At 56.2% G+C, this 25664-nt stretch carries 21 protein-coding genes; 12 read left to right on the top strand and 9 right to left on the bottom strand.

Annotated elements, in window-relative coordinates; all coding sequences use genetic code 11:
* Nucleotides 1-193: 193 nt before the first annotated feature.
* From HC757_RS07425 to HC757_RS07400, 6 genes are all read left to right on the top strand, one after another.
* Nucleotides 194-862 carry an ABC transporter ATP-binding protein gene (locus HC757_RS07425; RefSeq protein WP_169563696.1) on the top strand — a complete coding sequence of 223 codons (669 nt, stop codon included), beginning with the start codon at nt 194-196 and terminating at the stop codon, nt 860-862.
* Complete coding sequence (locus HC757_RS07420; RefSeq protein WP_244623288.1) at nt 855-3413, top strand: ABC transporter permease; 2559 nt, start codon at nt 855-857, stop codon at nt 3411-3413. The genes HC757_RS07425 and HC757_RS07420 overlap by 8 nt, the downstream gene beginning before the upstream one ends.
* A complete protein-coding gene (locus HC757_RS07415; protein WP_169563695.1) occupies nt 3410-4630 on the top strand; it encodes a lipocalin-like domain-containing protein in 1221 nt (406 codons plus the stop codon). The genes HC757_RS07420 and HC757_RS07415 overlap by 4 nt, the downstream gene beginning before the upstream one ends.
* 267 nt (nt 4631-4897) lie before the next feature.
* Nucleotides 4898-5623, top strand: a complete 726-nt coding sequence (gene ompR / locus HC757_RS07410; protein WP_169563694.1) for an osmolarity response regulator transcription factor OmpR — start codon at nt 4898-4900, stop codon at nt 5621-5623.
* Nucleotides 5624-5633: 10 nt separating this feature from the next.
* The gene (gene envZ, locus HC757_RS07405) at nt 5634-6947 is read left to right on the top strand and encodes a two-component system sensor histidine kinase EnvZ (protein ID WP_169563693.1); all 1314 of its coding nucleotides are present in this window, start codon (nt 5634-5636) and stop codon (nt 6945-6947) included.
* A 131-nt stretch (nt 6948-7078) separates the two neighbouring features.
* Nucleotides 7079-9133, top strand: coding sequence for a methyl-accepting chemotaxis protein (locus HC757_RS07400; RefSeq protein WP_169563692.1), 2055 nt, complete (start codon nt 7079-7081; stop codon nt 9131-9133).
* A gap of 142 nt (nt 9134-9275) precedes the next feature.
* Here the strand turns inward: HC757_RS07400 and HC757_RS07395 are convergent, their stop codons facing one another.
* The 3 genes from HC757_RS07395 to HC757_RS07385 all read right to left on the bottom strand — a co-directional run bounded on the left by HC757_RS07395 (nt 9276) and on the right by HC757_RS07385 (nt 10904).
* Complete coding sequence (locus tag HC757_RS07395; protein ID WP_169563691.1) at nt 9276-9749, bottom strand: peroxiredoxin; 474 nt, start codon at nt 9747-9749, stop codon at nt 9276-9278.
* Between the two features lie 205 nt (nt 9750-9954).
* Nucleotides 9955-10371 carry a GNAT family N-acetyltransferase gene (locus HC757_RS07390; protein ID WP_169563690.1) on the bottom strand — a complete coding sequence of 139 codons (417 nt, stop codon included), beginning with the start codon at nt 10369-10371 and terminating at the stop codon, nt 9955-9957.
* 2 nt (nt 10372-10373) lie between these two features.
* A complete protein-coding gene (locus tag HC757_RS07385; protein WP_169563689.1) occupies nt 10374-10904 on the bottom strand; it encodes a DUF2087 domain-containing protein in 531 nt (176 codons plus the stop codon).
* Between the two features lie 623 nt (nt 10905-11527).
* Between HC757_RS07385 and HC757_RS07380 the strand changes: the two genes are divergently transcribed.
* The gene (locus HC757_RS07380; protein ID WP_169563688.1) at nt 11528-15823 is read left to right on the top strand and encodes an NACHT domain-containing protein; all 4296 of its coding nucleotides are present in this window, start codon (nt 11528-11530) and stop codon (nt 15821-15823) included.
* Between the two features lie 280 nt (nt 15824-16103).
* Here HC757_RS07380 and HC757_RS18920 read toward each other — a convergent pair whose 3' ends face one another.
* Nucleotides 16104-16313 (bottom strand): hypothetical protein, encoded by a 210-nt coding sequence (locus HC757_RS18920; protein WP_211164315.1) that lies wholly within the window; start codon nt 16311-16313, stop codon nt 16104-16106.
* 183 nt (nt 16314-16496) lie between these two features.
* Between HC757_RS18920 and HC757_RS07370 the strand changes: the two genes are divergently transcribed.
* From HC757_RS07370 to HC757_RS07360, 3 genes are all read left to right on the top strand, one after another.
* Nucleotides 16497-16682 (top strand): hypothetical protein, encoded by a 186-nt coding sequence (locus tag HC757_RS07370; RefSeq protein WP_169563687.1) that lies wholly within the window; start codon nt 16497-16499, stop codon nt 16680-16682.
* Between the two features lie 723 nt (nt 16683-17405).
* Nucleotides 17406-18659 carry a porin gene (locus HC757_RS07365; protein ID WP_169563686.1) on the top strand — a complete coding sequence of 418 codons (1254 nt, stop codon included), beginning with the start codon at nt 17406-17408 and terminating at the stop codon, nt 18657-18659.
* Between the two features lie 30 nt (nt 18660-18689).
* Entirely contained in the window at nt 18690-19319 is a 630-nt protein-coding gene (locus tag HC757_RS07360; RefSeq protein WP_169563685.1) for a c-type cytochrome, read from the top strand.
* A gap of 176 nt (nt 19320-19495) precedes the next feature.
* Here the strand turns inward: HC757_RS07360 and amrA are convergent, their stop codons facing one another.
* On the bottom strand, nt 19496-20077 hold the full coding sequence (gene amrA / locus HC757_RS07355; protein ID WP_169563684.1) for an AmmeMemoRadiSam system protein A: 582 nt from the start codon (nt 20075-20077) through the stop codon (nt 19496-19498).
* Nucleotides 20055-20843 (bottom strand): AmmeMemoRadiSam system protein B, encoded by a 789-nt coding sequence (gene amrB, locus HC757_RS07350; protein WP_169563683.1) that lies wholly within the window; start codon nt 20841-20843, stop codon nt 20055-20057. The genes amrA and amrB overlap by 23 nt, the downstream gene beginning before the upstream one ends.
* A 60-nt stretch (nt 20844-20903) precedes the next feature.
* Between amrB and amrS the strand changes: the two genes are divergently transcribed.
* On the top strand, nt 20904-21989 hold the full coding sequence (gene amrS / locus HC757_RS07345) for an AmmeMemoRadiSam system radical SAM enzyme (RefSeq protein ID WP_169563682.1): 1086 nt from the start codon (nt 20904-20906) through the stop codon (nt 21987-21989).
* 40 nt (nt 21990-22029) lie between these two features.
* Here the strand turns inward: amrS and HC757_RS07340 are convergent, their stop codons facing one another.
* A complete protein-coding gene (locus tag HC757_RS07340; protein ID WP_169563681.1) occupies nt 22030-22791 on the bottom strand; it encodes a class I SAM-dependent methyltransferase in 762 nt (253 codons plus the stop codon).
* A 216-nt stretch (nt 22792-23007) separates the two neighbouring features.
* Between HC757_RS07340 and HC757_RS07335 the strand changes: the two genes are divergently transcribed.
* Entirely contained in the window at nt 23008-23850 is an 843-nt protein-coding gene (locus HC757_RS07335) for a 23S rRNA (adenine(2030)-N(6))-methyltransferase RlmJ (protein WP_169563680.1), read from the top strand.
* 28 nt (nt 23851-23878) lie between these two features.
* Here HC757_RS07335 and HC757_RS07330 read toward each other — a convergent pair whose 3' ends face one another.
* A complete protein-coding gene (locus HC757_RS07330; protein WP_244623342.1) occupies nt 23879-24517 on the bottom strand; it encodes a lytic transglycosylase domain-containing protein in 639 nt (212 codons plus the stop codon).
* A 167-nt stretch (nt 24518-24684) separates the two neighbouring features.
* Nucleotides 24685-25254: a LemA family protein gene (locus tag HC757_RS07325; protein WP_169563678.1), complete on the bottom strand. Its 570-nt coding sequence runs from the start codon at nt 25252-25254 to the stop codon at nt 24685-24687.
* Nucleotides 25255-25664: the final 410 nt, after the last annotated feature.

Genomic DNA, 25664 nt, shown 5'->3' with positions numbered 1-25664 from the left:
ACTGTACAAATGTGCAAATGTGCAAATGTGCAATAGCCATGGCGAGGCATGGGGCCTCCAGCCTTCGGCGACAAAACTCAAAATGGCTGTTTTTCATCCGTTTGGCTGCCAAATTGGCTAATCTTGGGTATGCTGGTTTTCAGCATACCCAAGATGCCGCAGGCGAGCGGGAGTCCGGATGAAGGCACCTCAGATGAAGGCAGCTATAGTCGAGTTATCGCAACTGACCAAGGGGTTCAGCGACGGGGATCAATACCATAAGGTGTTGGACAGGGTCGAGTTGCAGCTGCTGCCGGGCGACACAGTGGCGTTGCAGGGACCCAGCGGCAGCGGCAAGAGCACCCTGCTCAACCTGATCGCAGGTTTCGAGCGCCCAGATTCGGGTCGGGTGCTGTTCGAGCAACAGGCCACCGACGGCTGGCGTGACCGCCAGTGGAGCGCCTTCCGCCGCCAACAGCTGGGGATGGTGTTTCAGCAATTCAACCTGCTTACCCCCCTGAATGCGGCCGACAACATCGCCTTCTCCCTGCACCTCATCAACCAGCCATGGAATGCCTGGTGCGATCATCTGGTCAGCCGGCTGGGGTTGGCGACGCTGCTGGAGCGGAAGGTGGAACATCTCTCCGGTGGCCAGCAGCAGCGGGTCGCCATCGCCAGGGCCCTGGCCCATAAACCCAGGCTGCTGCTCGCCGATGAGCCGACCGGCAACCTGGATGCGGCGGCCGGCCAGGAGGTGATGGCGCTGCTATGCGAGCTGGCCGAAGAAGCCGCCACCACAGTGTTGCTGGTGACCCATAGCCAGGCCTGTGCCGACTTCATGCGCCGCCGCTGGCGCCTGGAGCTGGGCGCCATTCATGAGTAAAACCATGGACCAGAGTCCCGGGCAGGCACGCCAGCCCCCAAGAGAGCCTAAGCTGCTGCAATCCAGCCGGCAATGTCTGCGGGTCTTTCTGGCCCATTACCGCCAGGTGCCGCTGCAGGCGGGCGCCATACTCCTGGGGCTGGTGTTGGCGGTCAGCCTGCTGACCGGGGTCAGGGCCATCAATGACAACGCCATCCGCAGCTATGCCGAGGCCACCGAACTGCTGAGCCGGAGGGCCGGCTACAACCTGCTGCCCGCCGGCGGCAACCAGACGCTGGATGAAAACCTCTATTTCCGCTTACGCCGGTCCGGCCTCTCCCGCGCCCTTGCCGTGCTCCAGGGGCGGGTGCTGGATGGCCGGGGTGAACTCAGGGAGCTCAACGGCAGCGATCTGGTGGCCGCCATGGCATTGCGGGGCTCCCAGGGCGGGCAGCAGGCCCCGGGTTATCTCTTGGCGCGCGACAAGCGGCTGCCGCTGGCCCGTCTGCTGGCGGGCGAGCCCCTGGTGCTCATGAGTCAGTCCCAGGCCAGCCGCCATGCCCAGGATGGCACTGTCGAGCTGGCTGGCGTCACACTGACGGTCGTGGCGGTCGATGATGCCCTCGGACTCGGCAGCGCCTGGCTGACGGATATCTCACTGGCACAGAGGCTGCTCAAGCAAGTCGGCCGGCTCAGCTATATCGCCCTCTTCTATGACGAGCTTGATGAGATCCGCCCTCATCTGGCGCAGGCAAGCGGCGTCCGGCTGCTGAAACAGGATAAGGGCCAGGAGCTGACGGCCCTGACCCGCAGTTTTCATCTGAACCTGCAGGCCATGAGCCTGCTGGCCTTCGTGGTCGGGCTGTTTATCGCCTATAACGGCGTGCGCTACAGCCTGATGAAACGCCAGCGCCTGCTGGTGCAGCTGCTGCAGCTGGGAATAGAGAGGCACGCGCTGCTGCTGGCGCTGTTGGGGGAGTTATTCCTGCTGGTGTTGCTGGGGGCCTCGCTCGGCTTCATTCTCGGCCTGCAGCTGAGCCAAGCCCTGCAGCCCATGGTGGCCAGCACCCTGGAACAGCTCTACGGCGCCAGGCTGATGCCAGGGCATTGGCAGTGGCAATGGCTGGCCCAAGGCGTCGCCCTGACCTTCTGCGCCTCTTTCCTTGCCTGCGTGCCGCTCTATCTGCACCTCATAGGCCAACCCTTGGCACGCAGCGCCGGGCGGGAATTGCAGCTGAGCACGGCACTCGTTCGCCACAGGCACCAGCTGTGGCTGGCGCTGGGCCTGTTCTGCCTGGTGGCGCTCTTGTTGCCCTTCAGCCGGACATTCGAACATGGCCTGCTGCTCATGGGCCTGCTGGCGATCGCCATCCCGCTGGCATTGCCCAGTGCCTTGCAGTTGGCCACGGCGCGCCTGAGTGCACTGGCCCCCCCGGGACTGTGGCGCTATATCCTGGCCGAAACCCGGCAACTGGTCGCCCCCCTCTCCCTCGCCATGATGGCCATGTTGCTGGCGCTGAGTGCCAATATCGCCATGAATACCCTGGTGGGCAGTTTCGAGCACACCTTGAGGCAATGGCTGGATGTACGCCTGCATGCGGACCTGTATCTGCGCCCCGACGTCGGGGAGCTAACAGGACTCGAGGCCTATTTGCGACGGGACCCAGAGGTCAGGACCATCTATAAGCAATGGAGGGTCACGGGCCAGTATCTGGGGGCCCCCGTGTCACTCGTCAGCCGGGACCCTGCCTCCCTGAGGCACATGAACCTGTTCAAGGAACGGCTGCCGGACTTCTGGGCCGGCTTCGAGGCAGGCGAGCTGCTGATGATAAGCGAGCCCATGGCCATCAAACATGGGCTCAAACCCGGGGATAGCTTGCCGCTGACCGACATGAATGCCGGCGTGCGCTCTGATGCCCGGGCCGGGCTGCGCATAGGCGCCGTGTTCTACGATTACGGCGATCCCATAGGCGAGGTCATCATGAGCCATGGGCTCTGGCAGCGCCTGGGGCTGAGCGACTTACCCGGCAGCCTGGCACTGAGCTACGCGGGCGACGCCACAGAACTGGCGCTGCGGCTGCAAAACGAGCTGCATTTCCCGGCCGCTGCCATCTTCGGCCGGGATGAGATAAAACGCCGGGCCATGGCGCTGTTTTCCCGCACCTTCTCCATCACCTCGGCCCTCAACAGCCTGACACTGCTGGTGGCCGCCATAGGCCTGTTCAGTGCCTGTCTCATGTTGACCCAGTCACGCCAGCCGCAACTCGCCTGCCTCAGCGCCCTGGGCGTCAGTCGCCGGCAACTGCGGCTGGCGGTATTGCTGCAGATGCTGCTGATAGTGCTGCTGACCGGCCTGCTGGCATTGCCGAGCGGCGCGGCGCTCGGCTATCTGCTGCTGGACAAGGTGACGCCCCAGGCTTTCGGCTGGAGCATCCCCATGAAATGGGACTGGCAGGCCGCCGGCCGCATGCTGGCCGTTGCCCTCGCCGTCAGCGCCCTGGCCGTCGCCCTGCCGCTCTATTGGCAAACCCGCAGGCCCCTGATCCACAGCCTGCAGCAGGAAACCAGATGAGACAGATATCGACACTGTTATGGCTGCCACTGCTGGGCATTTTGTTGTTGGGCTGTCAGCCGGCGCCGGAGCGGCAACAAAGCGCATTAAACCAGCTGAAGCTCGGCTCGGGGACAGGGTCTGAGCTTGAGTCTGAGCCTGGGGCCGGGCCGGGTTTCAGCCCTGTCCTTCGCGGGCGCGCCCTGAGCTTCCCGGCGGATCATCTGGCCCATGAAAACTTCAGGATCGAGTGGTGGTATCTGACCGCCAACCTCACCACGGACCAGGGTGACCCCCTGGGGCTGCAGTGGACCCAGTTTCGGCTGGCACTGGCGCCGGCCGACACGCCTCTGCCCACCCCCGGCGCCCAGCCCGGGCAGGCTGCCAGCCCGCAAGTTGCCAGCCCTCAAGTTGCCAGTCCTCAAGTTGCCAGCCCTCAAAGTGTCAGCCAGGCCTCGGCCTGGCAGACGCGCCAGCTCTATACCGCCCACGCGGCGCTGACAGGCAAACACAGGCACCTGGCGCAGGAAAAATGGTCCCGCGGTCACCCGGCGCTGGCGGGCGTCTCTGCCTCGCCCCTGACCGTCAGCCTGGACGACTGGCGCTGGCAGAGTGAGGGAGCCAGCCTGTTTCCCGCCCGCCTGACGGTCGCCGCCGACGACTTCGGTTACAGCTTATCCCTGCAGAGCAACGCGCCCTTGCAACTCCAGGGTGAGCAGGGTTACAGCCTCAAGCGGGCCGATGCCAAACTGGCCTCCTATTACTACAGCCAGCCTTTCATCGAGGTCGAGGGTTGGGTCGAGCTCGACGGCAACAGAGTGGGGGTCCGGGGCCAAGCCTGGCTGGACAGGGAGTGGAGCTCGCAGCTCTTGACCCGGGAACAAGAGGGCTGGGACTGGTTTGCCCTCAGGCTGGAGGACGGCAGCGCCCTCATGCTGTACCGCTTGCGGGGTGAGCAGGACTTCTACAGCGCCAGACGCATGTTCAAGGATGGCAGCGGCCACGCCATAGCCCCAGGGGACATCAGGCTCGAGGCCAGGCGCTGGCAGCAGACGCCCTCGGGCAAGTATCCTGTGAGCTGGCACCTGCAAATCCCGAGCGAAGCCCTGGATCTGAGTATCACCCCCTTGAATCCCGCTGCCGCCATGCCACTGAGCCTGAGCTACTGGGAGGGCCCCATAGCAATAACCGGCAGCCACAGTGGCCTGGGTTATCTGGAGCTGACCGGCTATGACTGAAACCGGACCGGGCCCATGCAGGTAAGAATGGCCGAAACCGACCCGGCAATTTAGTTACAATTTTACTGGCTAGCGCAATTCAATCTCATATAATAAATAAAAATCAATGTGTTACAAACGAGTCGTCATCAAGGCACTCTATGCTGCGCGGCAAGGAGATAAATTCGCCTCTGTCGGCCGCCGCTGAAAGCGGCTATATTAGACGGATCCGTTTCAATATCAGCCAGTTGGTCCTAGTTTACCGCCAATCAGCAACAAGGAAATTCCATGGGACAAGAAACCTCTAAAATTCTCGTCGTCGATGATGACATGCGGCTCAGGGCCTTGCTGGAACGTTATCTGATGGAGCAAGGCTATCAGGTGCGCAGCGCCGCCAATGCCGAGCAGATGGACAGGTTGTTGGAGCGGGAAAATTTCCACTTGCTGGTGTTGGATCTCATGCTGCCGGGCGAAGATGGCTTATCTATCTGTCGGCGCCTGCGCCAGCAGGGCAACCCCATCCCCATAGTGATGCTGACCGCCAAGGGCGACGAAGTCGACCGCATCATAGGCCTGGAGCTGGGCGCAGACGACTATCTGCCCAAGCCCTTCAACCCCAGGGAACTGCTGGCCAGGATCAAGGCGGTGATGCGCCGCCAGACCCAGGAAGTGCCGGGCGCACCGGCGCAACAGGAGGAAGAGATCCACTTCGGTGAGTTTGCCCTCAACCTGGCGACCCGGGAGATGCACCATGGCGAAGAGTCTATCTCACTCACCAGCGGTGAATTTGCCGTGCTCAAGGTGCTGGTCAGCCATCCGCGGGAGCCGCTGTCGCGGGATAAGCTGATGAATCTGGCACGCGGCCGGGATTATTCGGCGCTGGAGCGTTCCATCGACGTGCAGGTCTCGCGGCTGCGCCGCCTGATAGAGAAAGATGCCGCCAACCCCCGCTACATTCAAACCGTCTGGGGCCTGGGTTATGTGTTCGTCCCGGACGGTGCCGCCCGTAAGTGAGCCCACACAAATGAGCTTCTCCTGGTGGCGTAAGCTGCTGCCGCGCAGTGCCTTCAGCCAGACTGTGATGCTGATCGGCTGCCTGCTGCTGATCAACCAGCTGGTGTCCTACCTGTCGGTGGCCGTGTATGTGATCAAGCCCAGCTATCAGCAGATCAACCAGCTGATCGCCCGCCAGGTGAAGCTGCTGTTCGTCGATGGGGTCGACATAGGCCGCGAGCATTTGACCATGGTCGATGCCCTCAATGCCAAGGTCCGCGACGACGGCATGCATGTGTATAACCAGAAACAGGCGCGCGAAGCCGGGGTCGATCGGGCGACCTATTACGGTTTCTTCTCCTCCCAGATGTCGGAATACCTGGGGGGCGAGGCCGAAGTACGCATGACCCAGGGCAGCGAGATCCAGGTGTGGATACGTCCGCCCCAGGCCCCCTCGGTATGGATCAAGGTCCCCCTGACCGGCTATGAGTCGGCGCTGTCGCCCCTGACCTTGTACCTCATGGTGATCGGCGCCCTCAGTGTCGCCGGCGGCTGGTGGTTCGCCCGCCAGCAAAATCGCCCCCTGCGGCGGCTGCAGAAGGCGGCGATCTCGGTTTCCCGCGGCGACTTCCCCGAGCCCCTGCCCCTCAACGGCTCCAGCGAGCTTATCGAAGTGACCAGCGCCTTCAACCAGATGGCCCAGAGCATGCAGCAACTGGAACAGGACAGGGCCCTGCTGATGGCGGGGATCTCCCACGATCTGCGCACCCCGCTGACGCGCATCCGCCTGGCGTCCGAGATGATGGTCGAAGAGGATGCCTACCTCAGGGACGGCATAGTCAACGACATAGAAGACATGGATGCCATCATAAATCAGTTCATCGCCTATATTCGCCAGGATCAGGAGGCCAGCCGCGAGTCTATCCAGATCAACAGCCTGATCCAGGACCTGGTCCAGGCCGAGGCCAACCGCGGCATCCAGATAGAGCTGGACCTGGCCGACTGCCCGGCCGTGTTGATGCAGGGCGTCGCCATCAAGCGGGTGCTGAGCAACCTGGTGGAAAATGCCTATCGCTATGGCAACAATTGGATACGCATCGGCTCCCAGTTCGACGGCAAGCGCCTCGGCTTCAGCGTCGAAGACAATGGCCCCGGCATAGATGAGAAACAGATCCCCAAATTATTCCAACCTTTCACCCAGGGCGACAGCGCCCGCGGCAGCGTGGGCTCGGGCCTGGGGCTGGCGATCATCAAGCGCATAGTCGACCGCCATCTGGGTAAGGTGGTGCTCACCAACAGGCCGGAAGGCGGCCTGAAAGCCCAGGTCTGGCTGCCGCTGGACTGAGCTGCTACTCGATTCGAATAGATCGAATTTCAGCCTGAACAGTATTCATTTTAATCTCCCATCCATGTCATCTAACTGTCATCAAAGCTTAATATCCTATCGCCAACTTCTGTGGCATGGACACTTATCAGATGAAAATTTCGACGCTTTCCCTCTCGGCTTCCGCCCTACTCTTGCTGCTGGCCGGCTCCCTGGCGGCCGTCGTGCTCTGGAGCAGTGACCAGCGTCAACAGATAGAAGCCCAGTCCCACATGCTGCAAGGGGTGCAACAGGCGTTTCTGGTGGGGGTCCGCAGGGATCTCGATGCCTATCTGGCCAGCGGCAATGCCAGCCTGCTGGAACAGGCCAAGAATCGACTCGGCGACATAGATAGCCAACTGAGCGGCCTGCAGCAAGGTGACGCCGCCGACTATGCCCGGGAAGTGCAGGCAAAACTGACGGCTCTGATAGCCGACCTGGATACCAAGTACCGCGCCGCCGGCAAGCTGGCGGGTAACCCCAGGCAATTGCTGGCCCATGCCGAATCTGAAATGCTCGCCTATAACGCTCGCCTCGCCGACTATGCCGATCAGGGCCAGGCCCAAGACCCGGCGCTGGCACAGGAATACCGCCGCCTCAGCCGTGCCCTGCCGCCCCTGATCTATCAACTGTCGCAACTCACGGACGCTTACCTGATTGGCAAGGAGCAGCAGCTCAAGGCCATGCTGGACAACACCATAGCCGAGCTGACGCAATGGCACGACAGCCTGAATGCCCTCGCGCTCATAGGCCTGTACCGCGAGGGGGAAGTGGATGAATTTGCCCTGGGGGATGCCGAAGCCGAGCAGATAGAAGTCGGCGAGGACGACAGGGCCGAGCTCCTCAGCCTGAGCCAGCGCTATGGCAAGGAAGTGAGCAACAGCCACAGGCTGATGGACAATAACCAGCAGACTCAGCAGCAGTTGATCCAAGCCATAGCCGAGGTAGAACAACAACTTATCGCCCTTGGACAGAGCCAGGCAGACAAGAACCAAGCGCTCAAGTCGGAGCTGCAACTCATCCTCTATGGCATGGTGGCCATCATAGCCCTGTTCGCCGTCGTCTATCTGGTATTGCAGCAGCAGAGGGTAGTCACCCCGCTGCGACGTCTCAACCGCGCCTTCATGAAACTGAGCGAGTCCAACAGCCGCGAGCGCCTCACCATAGACAGGCGCTGTGAAACCGGGCAGATCGCCGGCCATTTCAATCAATTGCTGCAAAGGTTCGAAACCGAGGACGAGCAACAACGCCAACAGATCACCAGGGTATCCCGCTCCCTGAGCCAACTCGTGTCCAGGATAGATAGTATCTCCAGCAGCACGGAGCAGACCCAGACGATCGTCGACGTCGCCCAGGCGCAGACGGGACAAATCCGCACCCTGGCACTGGAAGTCAGCGCCACCTCGGCCCTGGTGGAACAGAGCGCCGCCCAAACCATGGCCCACATGCAACAGAGCCAGGCCGAAGCCGAGGCGGTGCTCGGCGCTACCGAAGAGACCCAGCGAGCCGTGATCGAGTGCCACTCGTCGCTGACCAGCCTGAGCACCTCGGTCACGGACGTGTCCAAGATCATAGACGTGATAGGCAACATCGCCGAGCAGACCAATCTGCTGGCGCTGAACGCCGCCATCGAGGCCGCCCGCGCCGGGGAACAGGGCCGCGGCTTCGCCGTGGTCGCCGACGAAGTGCGCAACTTGTCCCAACGCACCCAGGTTTCCCTGCAGGAGATAATGACCATACTCAATCGTCTGACCCAGTCGAACCAGGCGCTGGAGCGGAGCATGGTGGGCATAGAAGAGGCCACCGACAGCCAGAAGGCCAGGGCCCAGAGCCTGTGGCAGATGGCCCAGGACGTCCAGGCCCAGGCCAGCGAGATGGCCACCACGGCCCAGCAGGGCTCGGCCAACGCCAGGGATCAGGTCAGCCACCTGGATGAGTTCACCTCGGCCATGGACAGCCTGAGGGAACACGCCAGCGGCGCCGCGGCGCAGACCCGGACCATAGCCAATGAAGTACAGCAGAGCGTCGAGGACATAGAGCTGAGCCTGGGGATAGACAAGCCGGCAACGGAGCGGACAATGCCAGAGGTTCAGGCCATCGGACAGCCGGGCAGCCCAAGCGCGGTCGCCAAACTCTCGCAACTGGTCGGCACGGTCAAGGCCGCCTAGTCGGGTTTAGCCAAGTTCCTATGGGCCCGAGTCTGTGGGGCCCTGGGCCAAAAGAGTCGAAAGAGCCGGAATAGAGAATAGAGAGCAGAGAATAACAACAACGGCGACCCGAGTCGCCGTTGACTATTTGCCTTGCCAGCCCTTACAGGCTCTGCAACACCACCTCGGCCTTGCTGACATCGAACGACTTGGGCGCCTCGACGTTCAGCTGAGTCACCACGCCGTCTTCCACTATCATGGCATAGCGCTGTGAACGCACGCCGCCGAACGCCGCGGTATCCATCTCCAGCCCCAGCGCCTTGGTGAAACTGGCATCGCCGTCGGCCAACATCATTATCTCGCCGGCGTTTTGCGCCTCGCCCCAGGCCTTCATCACGAAGGCATCGTTGACCGCTACACAGGCGATGATATCCACGCCCTTGGCCTTGAACTCATCGGCCAACACCACATAGCCCGGCAGGTGTGCCTCGGAGCAGGTGGGAGTGAAGGCGCCGGGAACCGCGAACAGCACCACTTTCTTACCGGCGAACAGTTCGGTCACCTGATGGTTAACCATGCCGTCCTTGGTGAGCTGAGCGAGCGTCGCCGCGGGTAATTTTTGACCTTGTGCAATCATAATCCAATCCTTAAATAGAGGTTCGAGGAAGCAGCAGACCTGCTCCTGGTATGAACCCAGAGTCTAGCCGCATTTGCGGCGAATAAACACGGAAAGAAACTAAGGCTTTGCCACGGCGAATGAAACCCGGTTCCGCCTTGAGCCAGAGGCAAGGAGCCGAAGGTCAAAGCGTCCCGCTTGCCTCCGACCTCCCGCACTCTAGGGATCACAGGTATTGCTTCAGCAGAAAGTGCCGTGCCGGACTTCCCTCAAAGCCAGGCACAGTCCCCACGGTGGCAAACCCCAGCTTCTGATAAAAACCGGGCGCCTGGACAGATAAGGTATCCACCTGGGCTACGAGGCAGCCCCTGTTTCTGGCTTCTGCCTCTGCCCTCGCCATCAGCTTGCGGCCAAGGCCCGTGTTCCTCTGTTCTTTGGCTACCCAGGCCACCTCAATCAGAAAGTTTCTGTAGATAGTGCGCCCCGAGACGCCGCCGATAAGATTGCCATCCCGGTCTCTGGCAACCAAGGTCAGGGGTTGGGTCGTCTCTGTGCCCATCTGCTCATGGAGATGCTGCCGCACCCCCTCGATCAGTGCATTGAAGACTGTGGGATCTGCTTCATTAAGCACTTCAATACTCATGCTCAATTCTCCTTACCTGGCCAGACATCGGCGAGCAGATGCAGCTCTGCAGGTGGTTTGGCCGCAGCCCGCCAGTAATGCCGGCCATCGTCGGTGCGTTTCAATAGCTTGTGGTTGCAGAGTTCGCGTCGGATCAGCGCAAAATCCGCAAACCCAAGGAAACCCTTAATCACCTCATTGACCTCGGACTCACCGTAAGCTTGCTGGTACTGAAATCGGCACCAAAAGAACCACAGGCTAAGATCCTGAAGGGCGCGTTTAACAGGCCAGGCGCGCAGAATATAGTCTTGGGTCATGAAAGGTTTGAGTTTGGCGGGAATAGCGATGTCCAGTTGCTCCCGTTCGGCAGCGGCACTCATGGCCTCTGTGGCCTGGCGCAGCTGTTGGAAATTGGCATATCCGGTCGCCTTGGCGAGGATATTGAGCATATCGACGTGGGAGGGAAAGCTGTCACAGCTTTGGAGTTGTTTACGCAGAGATTTAGCCAGCGCAGAAATATCGTCGCAGCTAAAAGGGATAATTTGTTTTGTCATAGTGGATACCCGTTATCAGGGTGCCTACACCTAAGTTGTCTGTTTGCCTCGCAAACAGAGCCACCGACCGCCGACTTATGACACAGGCACACCAATATCAAGTACCAAAATTAAAAATTCGTTAGCAGGTTTAGCTCTGCGAGATGAATCGCAGCGGCGATGCCTGGGTGAACTGCCGACCGACGCTCATTATTAGCCATGCAAATTATAATGACAAGTAAAACGGGGAAGCCAAGCTGAGAGTAGCGTCACGCTCCGGATTGGATTTAACGTCAGTTCACAAGGCTGTAAGGACTGAAATAGTATGCACTCAATGCATATCCTTTGCGGCTCAGTGCCTATGGCACACAGACTCTTCTGTGACACGCGGTAAACCCCTCCTTGGGCGCTCGGCGAAAACTTCCCTACTGTCTTGAGATCAAAAGCCGACGGTCACAGCCGCGCCTGTGCGCCTGACTTGTGTGTTTGTCGTTTGAAACTGAGTAGATGGGGTAATCACGCCGCATTTGGTAGCACATCTGACATTGTTAGTTAGCAAAGCTCACACTGAAAGAGTAATGTAATAAAAATCAGTTGTGTAGCTAGATCTAGCTAAGTGCTATTCGTTGTTACTTGGGGTGAATATGGACACAAGTTATGTTCCGTTGAAACGGACTTTCTCACTGGTCGCTCGCGATTCAGTTTCAGAAGAAAAAGACAATTTTGAAATATTTTTTGGTCTAGCAAAGCATCAAGATTGGCCTGATCTTGAGGTCGAATACCGGGTTGTCATACTGGCTGATGCGGGCGCTGGTAAAACTTTTGAGATGCGAGCACAAGCTGAATATGCAGTAGCACATGGTCGAGCTGCATTTTTCATTCGAATTGAAGATCTGGATGATAATTTTGAAGATGCTTTTGAGATCGGCACTGCATTGCAATTTGAACAATGGCTAGGCTCTTCAGAAGAGGCTTGGTTCTTCCTTGATTCTGTAGATGAAGCTCGATTGGACAACCCGAGAACTTTTGAAAAGGCAATGAAGCTCTTTTCTCTACGGATTAGGACTGCCAGCCATAGAGCGCATATTTATATTTCCAGTCGACCATACGCTTGGCGATTCAAGACGGATCGCACAATGATCGAACAGCTATTTCCTTATGCATCTCAACAAACTGAGTCAATTGATGAAAGTGATGAAAACGACTTAGACCCCGAACTTGAGAAAGATACATCTGAAGGTCCTCTTAGGACTTATCTGCTTAGGCCATTAGGCTTGGATGCTATCCGGCAGTTTGCCGAACACAGGTCTACGTCCAACGTTGATAAATTAATTGCCGATATCGAACGTACAAACTTGATGACTATCGCAGCAAGGCCTTTCGATCTGGAAGGTTTGCTGGAAAAATGGAAAGATGATGAAAAACTGGGCAGTAGACTTGAATCATTACAGCACAATATTGGAATGCGTCTTGATGAAATAGATCCCAGTCGCAAACAACTTCAACCGTTAAATCAAACGAAGGCGCGCGAGGGTGCTCGACTGTTGGCTGCTGCTGTAACCTTAACTGGTGAAGCAGGAATTCTTGTTCCCGATAAAACCCACGAAAAAGCGGGTATTGATGCGGAGAAGGTTCTGAGTGATTGGAATCCTAACGATGTAAAGGCACTGCTCGAACGTGGGATATTCAATGATGTTATCTATGGCGCAGTGCGTTTCCGTCACAGGGAAATAAGGGAGCTTCTCACAGCCGAGTGGCTTCACTCTCTAATTGAAGAAGGGAATTCACGGCGCGCAATAGAGTCATTGATCTTCAAGGAACAATATGGAGAGCTGGTTGTTACCCCCCGATTAAGACCAATTTTGCCTTGGCTAATTTTGTTTGATTCTCATATCCGCAAGCGAACCCTAGCCTTACATCCTGAAATTGCCGTCGAAGGGGGAGATGTTGCTCGCTTGCCGATAGGTGAAAGGCAAAAGATCCTCAATGATATCGTTATGCGTATTGTGGGGGATGAGGATGATGGATCAGCTCGCGACAACGCGGCCATCGCGAGGATTGCACAACCCGATCTCTCAACTGATGTGCAACGACTGGTTGCAGAGTATGGACATAATGACGATGCTATTTTCTTTCTGGGCAGGCTCATCTGGCAGGGAAGTATGGCCGGTTGTCTCGAAGATCTTTTCCCCATTGCGAGTGATTCTGAACGTGGTATCTATGCACGAATCGCGTCAGTAAGAGCGATTTGTACAGTCGGAACCGATGAGCAACAAGTTGCTCTTTGGCAGGCGATCAATAATGTACCAGATTTGCTTCCCCGCAAGCTCTTGGCTGAATTGTTACAGTATGCCAGTCAAAATTCGCAGTGTGTCGAACTCTTGCTGGCATCCATTGATAAGCTAGCTCCTTATGAGAGATACAGTGCTTCAGGGTTAAGCCAAGCATTACATGCATTTATTGAGTCTTCTGGCGAGCAACAGCTGGTCAAACTGATCGCTGGATTCCGCAGTTTTCTGGAGCGCTCTCCATATCACGAGCAAGCTGAATGTCGGGTGTCGACAGCCTTTCTCTGGTTGTTAATACCGGCTAGCCACGCTGTTGAAAAATTAATAGCTATGCGTTCAACGGCTTGCTTCGACGACGCGGCTATAACCATTTTACTCAAGGCTCCTGCAGTTCGGTATTGGCGTGGAGAAAGCGTTGACGAATATAAGAACAACCTCCAGGATTTGATCCCAAGCTGGCCTGAGTTGAATGATGCTCTCTTTTGGCGAAGCATTACTGAAGCTCGCGCCGACTCGATGGGAAAAGTTGACCGGCTTACCGTCGAGTGGAGTGTACAGTATCTGGGACATTACTTTGCATTTCATGTGGACAGTTTCTGGCGAGTTCTGAAGTTTGTCAGTATCCGACCACTTGAAGATGACAAGCTGGTCGCCCTTTCACTCGCCTGTCGAATATACAAGCAATCTGACAAACCTGAAGAATGGTTGGATGCCTTACAAACAGCTGTTTCAGGAAATAACTCACTTGAGGAAAAGTTTGAACAGTTGCTGCTTCCCCCAATTTCAGAAACAGACCAGGATTGGCAAAAAGAACAAGCCCGCTATGAACGTCAACAAGAAGAGCAACGCCAGAAGAAAGCGAACGATAAAACCATGTGGATAGGTGCGCTGCGCGTCAATCCTGACAGAGTGCGCAATCCGCCAGGGTTGGAGCCAGGCCAGATTTCCAACGATCAATCTTGGCTGCTCATGGAAATAGAGGATAGCAGTCAGCGGATGAGCCGTGGAAAAGGGGCGAACTGGAGAGCGCTCATCGGCGATTTTGGTAAAGAGGTTGCGCTTGCATTTCGTGATGCAGCGATGACGCATTGGCGAGTATTCAAACCTGTTCTTCGTTCGGAAGGTGACGATACGCGCTCTTTTACTTACGCGCTTATTTTTGCTGTGGTCGGGCTCGAAATTGAAGCTCTTGAAATTAAAAATTTTCCGAACAATCTCACACAAGCAGAGGTAACTCAGGCGCTTCGTTATATCGTATGGGAACTGAATGGCTTTCCTAGCTGGTTAGAGACCATGCACAGAGCTTACCCGCAACAGGTATTGGCAGCTATTTGGCAGGAGCTTACTTGGGAATTGGAGAGTAGCCAGCCCGAACAGTCCAATAATTATATTCTGCATGCTCTCGTCTATTATGCCCCATGGCTGCACGGGCAATTGGTGGAACCTATTCTTCAATGGGTAGGTGGTAATGCTTTGTCAGACAATCAATGTTTGAATTATTGCCTTCACATTCTCATAAATGGTGGTGTTACGAATGAGTCGTTGGTTCTATTGGCGAAGTCTAAAACTGCGCTGAGTCAAGTCGCAGAAAACCAGCTTCCAACTTGGTATGCACTCTGGGTCGATACCGAGCCGGAGACTGGTATTCCAAGCGTTAAAACGTGGTTGGAATCCATGGCCTTACAAGATGCAACTCAAGCGGCCCAACTATTTATTGTGGCGTTGCTGGGAGGTCGACGTGATGATGGGAAGGGAGCATTTGTTGGCGAATTTCGTACTGCCAGTCATCTCAAAGAACTCTATCTGTTAATGCACAACTATATCAAGGCACAGGATGATATCGAGCGTGCAGGGTCGCCTGGTTTACGTGACGACGCCCAAGATGCCCGAAATCGGTTATTCAATATGTTGGCTGAAATTCCGGGCAAGGATTCTTATATTGCATTGAGCGAATTGGCTCAAAACCATCCTGTTGAACATTATCGTTCCTGGATGAAAAAGCGAGCGTATAAACGGGCGGAAGAAGATGCTGACCTAGAACCTTGGTCGTCTCAACAGGTTCGGGACTTTGGGGCTTCACTAGAGATGACACCAGCTTCTCATCGACAGCTTTTCGACATTGGCGTGTTACGCTTGAATGATTTCAAGGTCTGGCTTGAACTTGGCAATGATAGCCTGGCAGAGACATATCAAAGGGCAGCAGACGAGACTGAGATGCGTAAAATTGTCGCTCATTGGTTGAATCAGAAAGCGCATGGCCGCTACACATGTGCCGAAGAAGCAAACTTGGCTAATGATCAGCGGCCAGATATTTGGTTTCAGCATCCGAACATCAAATCACCAGTACCGATAGAACTCAAGTTACTAGACAAAGGTTGGTCGGGACCAAAATTATGCGAGCGATTGAGAAACCAGTTGGCAGGTGATTATTTGCGCGAAGAAAATGCTGGCTGTGGTATTTTTTTGCTAGTTTGGCAAGGCAGTGAATCTGACAAGAACTGGGAAATTGAAGGAAAGCGGATAAATGTCTCTAAGCTACAAAAGGCGTTGGAAGAGTATTGGCTTGGAATATCTGGCCAATTCCCTAATGTCTCAGCGATTGAAATCATCGTGATTGATTTGACGCTGCGGGCATTGCGGTCAGAAACTTAATTGCAGAATGGGTTCATTGGGCACTATCGCGCCAGTGACCTTCCGAGGAATGGGCGAATATCGCAAAGCGATAAGCTTATGAGCGTGAGGCAGAATGCCGAGCCGGGAGTGAAGCATATGGACGTGCTTCGCCGAGGCAGAGCTTACAGGGACCCCTTCTTTCAAGATAGTGCAGCGTGTCACCGGCGTGGTAGTGCTTAGCTGCCTGTCTATGCCATCAGTTGATCTGTGTCTGCACTCTTAGTGCTGTGTCACTCCACCACCAGGGTCTGGAACCTGGCTACCTTATCGAAGAGTACCAATAGTGCGCCGGCCAGCCGCCTTTTTGTTTCAGCGCCCTGCGGCCATATTGGTGCAGCAACAGACCGTCGATTCCGGGCCTGAGGGTGGCGAGCAGCGCCTGTCTTTCCCCCTGGGGAGAAAGACAGGACAGGCGCCAAGGCGAGAACAGGTACAGATCGTTTAAACTCTCCCATCCATCATGCTGCAACTTCTGGGGACGACCACACCCTTATCCTATGGGTGGCCGGATTTCCTTTCTGAGAGGAGCCAGATTTCCAGCCTTTCCTGTCTGTTGACACTTTGCCAAAAGCACAAAGCATAAACATGCTGGCGTTAGGCTCTTTTTCGAAAAGTGCACCATACTCCAGACTCAGTCTGCGGAGTAAGTGCCATGAAGCCCTTCACTATTATTGCCATTGTCGTATTTGCATGCGTTACGGTTCTGCAGTTCATTCGTTTTGTACTGGGGTGGCCAATCTTAATTAACGGGATCGCGGTGCCGTTATGGGCGAGTGCCATTGTATTCGTGTTTTCTGCCCTGCTCGCCGTCATGCTTTGGCGCGAAAATCGTCGTTAGTCCCATTGACCTCAAACTGCATGCACTCCGGCTCCCTGGATCGGGCCAATGGGAACAGGTGCAAGTGCTTCGCCGAGGCAGAGCATACAGTGGTGTTCCAGTAATCCAGCGGTCAGCGCCTTTGTGTTTCAGAACGAAAAATGGCCTCCCACAGTAAATGGCGTGATTTAGCAGCCTCTTCTAGACTGAGATAAATTGTCGATGTTGGACTCTTGTCATGCAAACAGCCGCGAAGGATCCGCGATGAAGACAGAAACACGCAGGCTTGACCGACAAGCCTGCAATCCCAAGCGTCATGTTATGAATTCTGGACACAAGGAAGCTCGCCGCCAGGTTTGCCGTGGGGATGACCATCAACACTATTGGCCGTATCAGCAATCAACCCGCTTGCGCACCACCTTAAACGCGGTTCCACAGAGCAAGGCAAGATTCAAGCCGCTTTCGCAGAGAAAGAGCGGCTGTTTGTCCTTGATGACATTTCATTTAATGAGAAATGCCATGCCCTGACCTGGCTTATGACGCATCACCACCCTGTGTGGATGGTCGCTAAGACGCACTCAAACAACAGGGTGTGAAAGTTAGCCATGAGTGGTGGACACCTTTAAAAGCGGGCCACAACCGGCTCGTAGATCAAAACGTGAAAGCCAACGCCCAGTATGAATCTTGATCTGGTCATAAACGACCTCCAGGCAAATAAACATCTTTTAACAACAGAGGTGGATCATGAAACGTGAAAGTTTGATACGAACCCTAGCTATCGGGGCAACGGCGCTTGTTGCATCTAATGCTGCGTTTGCCTCACCCAGTCTGGAAGAGTTAACTCAGGATCTTAAAAAGATGCAAACAGAAGTGGATAAGCTTCAGAAACAAATTCAAAGTCTTGCAGCGAAACAGGAGGCCCGGGACGCAAAACAAGAGGTTGGCACCGCCAATGAATGGCCGCAATCGGACTCTCTGTTTCATATGACGGGTTATGCTGACGTAGGGTATGTCAACACTGAAGCAACCGAGGGGAGTTTTACTGTCGGTAGCTTTTCACCCATATTTCATTTTCAGTACCGCGATCTGGTGATGCTGGAATCGGAGATGGAGATTGAAGTAGGTGATGATGGAGAGACTGAGGTTGCCCTGGAATACCTGGTTGTCGACTGGTTTATAAACGACTATATGACCTTGATGGGAGGAAAGTTTTTAAGTCCTATTGGGCAGTTTCGTCAAAATCTCCACCCGTCCTGGATTAATAAATTACCCTCTGCCCCACCCGGATTTGGTCATGATGGGGCGGCACCTGTATCCGATGTGGGCTTGCAACTGCGTGGCGGTTTTCCTCTAGGAAGTGTCCGCACCAGCTACGCATTCTATGTGAGCAATGGTCCGCAATTGGTTGCCGAGATGGAAGAAGAGGATGGTGAAATAGAATATGCACTCGATGGCGTTGAGGCTGAGGGATTCGGCTCAGACAGTGACGGTGAAAAAACCATCGGAGGTCGATTGGGTTTCATTCCCTTCGCCGGTTTTGAGCTGGGCATTTCCGCTGCCAGCGGTAAAGCCACGGTAACCTCTATCCATGAGGGGGATAGTAGCTTGCTCAGCGGTGAAGCGGCGCGTGATTATGATGTGATTGGCGCCGACTTCAACTGGCAATACCAAGGGTTCAACTTACGTGGCGAATATGTTGAGACTAAAGTTGGGGCCGATACCGGGGAAGGTACTGCCGCATCTGAAGGGGCGACCTGGACAACATGGTATACGCAAGCGGCCTATCGTATTTCAGCATCCAAATGGGAGTTGGTGGCACGTTATACCGATTTCGATTCTCCGCATGACAGTCAGGATCAAGAACAGTCAGCCTTAGGCGTTAATTACCTTTTTAGCAGCAATTTTATTGGCAAGGTTAGCTATGAGTTCAATGATGGATTGCTCGAGAGTGATGCAGATCAAGACAGAGTCATGGTTCAGATGGCTTATGGTTTCTAACTGGTGGGTTGCTAATCGAGGAAAATAGCCATGAAAAACATGAGAGATTGCCTTGCTGGTTTATTGAGCAAAGCCATGGTTTTGTCCCTTCTGTCGGTCGCGGTTGCACCCTGGACTTTCGCGCTTGCTGCTTCACCAGCAGGTGATGCCGCTAAGGGTAGCAAGGCTTGGTCAGAAAACTGTGCCCGTTGCCACAATATGCGCAGCCCATCGGATCTTCGTGATGATCAATGGGTAACGAGTGTATTTCATATGCGAATTAGAGCAGGACTTACAGGGCAGGAAACCCGTGACATTCTTGCATTTTTACAGGGGGCAAATGACAAGGTCGAATATGCCGGTCAAAAAGCCGTTCCGCTAGCGGCGCCCTTACCCGCTACCGGCACTGGGAAACATATTTATGAAAGCTATTGCACTGCCTGTCACGGTGCAGACGGCAAGGGTCGATTACCGGGAGTGCCTGATTTCACCAGCAAAAATGGACGCTTATCTAAGAGTGAAAATGAACTGTTTAATAATGTTGTCTCAGGTTTTCAAAGTCCCGGCAGTTCGATGCCTATGCCGCCAAAAGGTGGGAATAGCAATCTGACTGAGGGTGATATTCGCGCTGTACTAAGATACATAACAGCCACTTTTGGGCAGCCTGGCGGCAATGAGTAGTTGTCATATGACTGGGCCAGTCAGTTGAATGGCTCAATGGAGAGTTTGCTGGTGTCGATATGGAAATCGCCGCCCATAGGCATCCTTGGCATATATGACACCCTGCTCTGGCGTTTTTCCCGGGCAGTGACGCACCACTTTCCTGATGCTAACCCTTGATCCAAAGCAGTATGTATTCAGCGCACCACCTGGGTCTGGAACAGGGTGATTTCGATTGTGTGATCCCAATAATCCAGCGGCCAGCCGCCCTTGTATTTCAGTGCCTGCAGGAAAGTCTCTGGCTCGGGTAAGGCGTCCCAGACCGAGGGCAGGAACAGCGCCCTGCGGCCGTATTGGTGCAGCAACAGGCCGTCGATTCCGGGCCTGAGGGTGGCGAGCAGTGCCTGTTCCCCCTGGTTCTCAAGCGGTTGCAGCGCCGACAAGATGGAGATTTCAACGCTCAGGTGTTTGAGCTCGTGTTTTCTGAGCGGCGGGAAGCGGCGATCCTCGAAGGCGCTGCCATAGGCATGTTCGCAGGCGTCCTGCCAGAGTGGGGTGTCGGCCTCAGTACTGCCGATGCAGCCCCTGAGCTCGCCCTTGTGGTGCAGGGTCACGAAGGTCGCCGCCGGCTGCAACAGGGCCGGCGACTCTGGCGCCGGCGGCAGCACTAAGCCCTTGTCCCCGTCTTGCGCCAGCGCGCCGTGCAGCACCTGCCACACCAGGGATTTCAATTCCTCACGCGCCTCTGGCCCGAGTTCAAACCATGGCGAAGCTGGCATAGCCTACCACCCTGGTTTTGTCCCGGCTGACATCGCCCGAATTGCCGCTTTTAATCAGGGTCATCTTGTTATGGTGCCTGCGGCAAAAACTCAGCAAGCCATTGATGCCGTAACAGCCGCAGGCATCCTGGGGTTGCAGGCTGGGTTTGAGTGCCAGTATTTTTGCGATAGTCTCGCCATCGCGCCGCCGCGCCTCGGCGTCGCTATGGTAGTGACTGAGATCGCTGCTGATGATGAAGCGCGTCCCGGCATCGGCAGCGAAGAGATCCAATATCCCGGCGATGATCTCCGGCCGGCAATGCCCAGCGACCAGGGGAACTATCTGGAAGTCCGCCAAGAGGTATTGCAGAAATGGCAGTTGCACCTCCAGTGAGTGTTCCCACTGATGGGCCTGGTCCAGCACACCAACCAGCCCGGCTTCCAGCAGCTGAGCGCAAGCCTGGCGATCGACGCCAATATCGCCCAGTGGCGTGGAAAAAAACTGGTGACTGGGGATGGCGCAGCCCTCGAACCCTACCCTGTGACTGGGGCCGAGCAGCAGGACCCGTTCTATGCCCCCCATCTCAGGGCCGCGCAGACTGGCGTAGCCGGCGGCGGCAATCTCGCCTGAGTAACGATAACCTGCATGGGGAACGATCAGCGCCTTGGGTGTTTCGGCAGCTGTCTCTGCCTTGGTGCCCGCGAATAGGCTCGCCAGCGTCTCTTTGAGTTCCGTGGCCTCCTCAGGGTAAAAACTGCCCGAGACCACGGGGAGTCGGTATTTCATGCTCACCTCGGCCTGTGAATTACTATACTTAAAGCCTAGATGTTGATCGAAAGAATTGTCATGAAAACCGTACCACCCGAGTATTTCCCGACACGTTACTGGCATAAACATGAAGATGGCCGGGTCACCTGTGATCTCTGCCCCCATCACTGCACCCTCAGGGAAGGCAAGCGCGGCAGCTGCTTCGTGCGCATGCACCATCAGGGCGAGATAGTCTTGACCACCTATGGCCGTTCGTCTGGATTCTGTATCGACCCCATAGAGAAGAAACCGCTGAACCATTTCCATCCGGGTTCCAGCGTGCTGTCCTTCGGCACCGCGGGTTGCAACCTGAGCTGCGGTTTTTGCCAGAACTGGGATATCAGCAAGTCACGACAAATCGACACCCTGTGTGATACCGCCATGCCGCAGGATCTGGTGAAGATGGCCAGGCAGAGTGGCTGCGACAGCATAGCCTTCACCTATAACGATCCCGTAATCTTCCTCGAATATGCCGTCGATGTCGCCCAGGCCGCCCACGAGCAAGGCATCAAGGCGGTGGCTGTGACCGCAGGTTACATATGTGATGAGCCACGCATCGACTTCTTTCGCCACATGGATGCCGCCAACGTGGATCTCAAGGGTTTCACCCAGGAGTTCTACCACAAGAATTGTCACGGCCATCTGCAGCCGGTGCTCGACACCCTCAAATACCTGAAGCATGAGACCCGGGTGTGGTTCGAGATCACCACCCTGCTGATCCCGGGAGAGAATGACAGCGAGGCAGAACTCAATAATATGTGCCAGTGGCTGGCGGAGAACATAGGCCCGGACGTGCCGCTGCATTTTTCGGCCTTCCATCCAGATTTCAAGATGCTGGACAAGGCACCGACGCCGCTCAACACCCTGTTGCGGGCGCGCAAGATAGCCCTGAGTCATGGTCTGCACTATGTCTATTGCGGCAACGTATTCGATGTTCGCTCGGACAGCACCTACTGCCCCAACTGCAAGGCCATGGTGATAGAGAGAAACTGGTATCAGCTGGGTGAATATCATCTGGATGACAATGGCCATTGTGACTATTGCCGCCATGCCGTTGCCGGGGTGTTCGAGGGTCCACCCGGGCACTTCGGCCGGCGGCGCATTCCTGTGCGCATCGGCGCCTGATAGCGGCTCCGGCCCTCGGCTCATGGCTGTCACTATTAGCTCATGATCGGCTCATGGCTGCCTTGACGTACACATCGAAGCGGTTCTTCTTGGTTGCTATCACAGTACTGGGTTTAACGCCGTCGAGATCTTCGGCATAGTCGGGGCGTTTGACCACCACCCTCTTGCCGGCCAGCGCCAATGCCGGTGCCAGCAGGCCGTCGGCATCCAGATCCGCGCCCACCAGCGACTGAAACAGCCGCATCTCCTTCTTCACCAGCGCCGACTTGTCCCTGTGGGGATACATGGGATCCAGATAGACCACGTCAACGGCTTCGCCCATCTGTGCCAACGCCTCCAGGCTGGAGCCATGAAACAGGCGCATGCGCTCCCGCATCCAGGCACCTATCTCTGCGTCTTGGTAGGCGCGGCGCAGGCCGTCTTCCAGCAAGGCCGCCACCACAGGGTGGCGCTCTACCATAGTCACAGTACAGCCCAGGCTGGCGAGCACGAAGGCGTCACGGCCGAGGCCGGCGGTGCCATCGACCACGCTGGGGTTGACGCCCTGCTTGAGGCCCACCGCCTTGGCGATGGACTGGCCGCGGCCGCCGCCGAACTTGCGCCTATGGGCGACGGCGCCGGAGACGAAATCCACCACTATGCCGTCCAGCTTGGGCTCATCGCGCTTATGCAGGCTAAGAACATCCTGCTCGAACCTCAGTTCGAAAGCGGCGTCGGCATCCAGGCTTAACTGCCAGCGCCGACAGATGTCGGCCAGGGTGGGATACTCGGGATTGAAAAAAATGGGGGTGTGGATCGACATCACTAAGTGTCTGCTGTCAAAAATGGCCTGGGGCCATTATGCCAAAAGCCGGCGACACTGAATACCGCGCCGCGAGTGCTATTTGGTTGCCGCTTGGCCGGGCTTGAGCCGGCATGCCAGCCTGAGCCACAGAAAGGGCAATTTACCCGCCAGCCCATAGTCCCTATAATTGCCACACTCATGCGGGTAATGCCCGCCATCCACCTGGACATTCAGATGCTAAGTTATCGTCACGGTTATCACGCGGGCAACTATGCCGACGTGCTCAAACACGCCATTTTGCTGCAAACCCTCAAGTTACTGCATAAAAAAGATAAACCTCTGGTGTATATAGATACCCATGCGGGGGCGGGTGGCTATGCGCTGACGGATGAGTTTGCCCAGAAGACGGGGGAATACCTCGAAGGCGTCGCCAAGTTATGGAATGCGCCGGACTTGCCCGAGTCGCTCAACGACTACCTGGCGGCGGTGAAACACTTCAACGGCGGCGAAGAGGAGCTGAGCCTGTATCCGGGCTCGCCGGCCCTGATGGACATGGAACTGAGGGAAAAAGATCGCATGGTGCTGCACGAGCTGCATGGCACAGACTATCTGCTGCTGGACGAATATTTCAGCGGCGACAAACAGGTCAAGGTGATCAAGGGCGACGGCCTCAAGGGGTTGATCGCCGCAGTGCCGCCATTGGAGCGTCGTGGCCTGGTGCTGATAGACCCGAGTTATGAGATCAAGACAGACTACCAGGATGTGGCCCAGGCCATCATCAAGGCCCACAAGCGCTTCGCCACCGGGGTGTTTATGCTCTGGTATCCAGTGGTCGACCGCGCCCAGACGGAATCCATGCTGTCACTGCTGGCCCAGAGCGGCATCAAGCGCCAGCTAAGGATAGAACAGGCCCTGGAGGCCGACAGTGACGAGTTCGGCATGACCGCCGCCGGTCTGTGGGTGATAAACCCGCCATGGCAGCTGGATGAGATAGCCACCGAAATGCTGACCTGCCTGCAAACCAAGCTGGGGCGCCAGGGCGGCAAGGTCAGCGTAAAATGGGAAGTGGGAGAATAGTCAGGCTGGCGCTGCGCACCGCAAGACCCTAGGTCGCTAACTTGCGGTAGCGCTGCAACAAGATCTGCACCCGCTCCACATAGGCCAGGGTCTCTGGATATGGCGGCACGCCCCGATATTGGCGCACCGCGGTTGGACCTGCGTTGTAGGCGGCGCAAGCCAGTGCTATGTCACCGTCGAACTGCTGCAACAGCTTAGCCAGATAGCGGCTGCCCCCCTGAATATTCTGCTCCGGCTGGAAGGCGTCTTTCACCCCCATGGCCTCGGCCGTCGCCGGCATCAATTGCATCAACCCCATGGCCCCGGTGCGTGAGAGGGCCCTGGTGTCGAATGCCGACTCGGCATGGATCACCGCCCGTATGAGTGCCGCCTCCAGCTTGTGGCTGCGGGCAGCACGCGCTATCGCCTGGCGGTAGTCGTTGCCGAACAGGCGAATGCTATGCCAGTCGAGCCGCGAATCCGGCTTGCAGGCGAAACAGTCATACAGGAGCAGGCGGTAGTCACCGTCACCGGGCGGCGTGTCGCTGAAGACCGTCGGACCGTCGCCACGCCGGTATTGGTAAACCTTGATCTTATGCCGTGCCGACGTGTCGGCCTTGACGGGTGAGTCACTCGCCCGGGCGGGCAAGCTGGCCGCTAAGGCGCACAGGAGGATGCAGGCACACAGGCAGGCAAATGCGCTGCCCTGCCGCAACCTGAAACGGGTATCACCTGTCGCTGAGATGGTAAGCGTCACTCCGTACCTCTGGGATCGGATCTCTGGGATAAGGATCTCTGGACTATGAGCCGCACTCTAGGCCCATGGACGAATTAACTCATGCACGAACGCCTTCACTAATTGATGAAGTCGCCCGCATCCAAGGCGGTGCTCGGCACGTCTTCGGCTTCATAGTAGGGCAATACCTTGACCCCGGCCACCGAGGCTATGATGGAGCCGGGAAAGATGCCGACCGCAGTGTTGAACTCGGATACCGCCGAGTTATAGAAACGCCGGGCGGCCGCCAGCGGCTCTTCGACTTCCTGATAGGCCTGGATGGCTTCCAGCATCCGGTTGTCGGATTGCAGTTCCGGGTAATTGTCCATGTCGGCAAGCAGCTGCGCCAACCTGGTATTGAGTCGCTGGGCCAGCTCCAGATGCAAGCTGATCTCCTCCGTCTGGGTCTGATCGTAGGCTCTGGACAACAGGGTCTCCAGCTCTGCAACATCCTCGAGCAGGAGTCGCTCCTCCTGCATGCTGCCTGAGGCTATCTCGAGCATCGCCGGCAAACGGGCACCACGGTTCTTAAGCTGGACATCTATGGCGGACAGGGCTTCCCTGGCGATGTCGCGCTTCTTGATCAGACTCACATACCAGAGGCAGGCAATGATTAGCGCCAGGGCTAAAACCAACAACAGACCTTCCATCAATAATCCCTTAGTTCAGTGACACTCGTTATTGTTATTTTTAGTGTGAAACAGCGACACAGCTAAACATAAATCGGCAACAATTTCACCTTTCGGCGATAAAATGTCCAGTGTCTGGAGCGCAGGCCAATGCTGGTCAGATCACATCTGCGCCGGATTATCCGCCGCTATTTCGGCATCTTATGCCGGAAAACCCTGACTTTCCCATCCAGAACAGGTTAACCTCAGTCAGAAGCAAACTCATCGAGGTTTTCGACCGGATATTTTGTATATAAAAATAAATAATCAATTATTTCATTTAATTACTGGATATTTGTCAGTGGCATTATTTGAGCATAAAACAACAAAATAAAGGAATAACCCGAGTTATCTCTTGGATAGCCTAGTGAAATAACCGTCTGAGACTGATT

It is taken from the genome of Shewanella salipaludis (genome assembly GCF_012911865.1).
Classification (GTDB): Bacteria; Pseudomonadota; Gammaproteobacteria; order Enterobacterales; family Shewanellaceae; genus Shewanella; species Shewanella salipaludis.
This window is presented reverse-complemented; position numbering and strand designations above follow the sequence as displayed.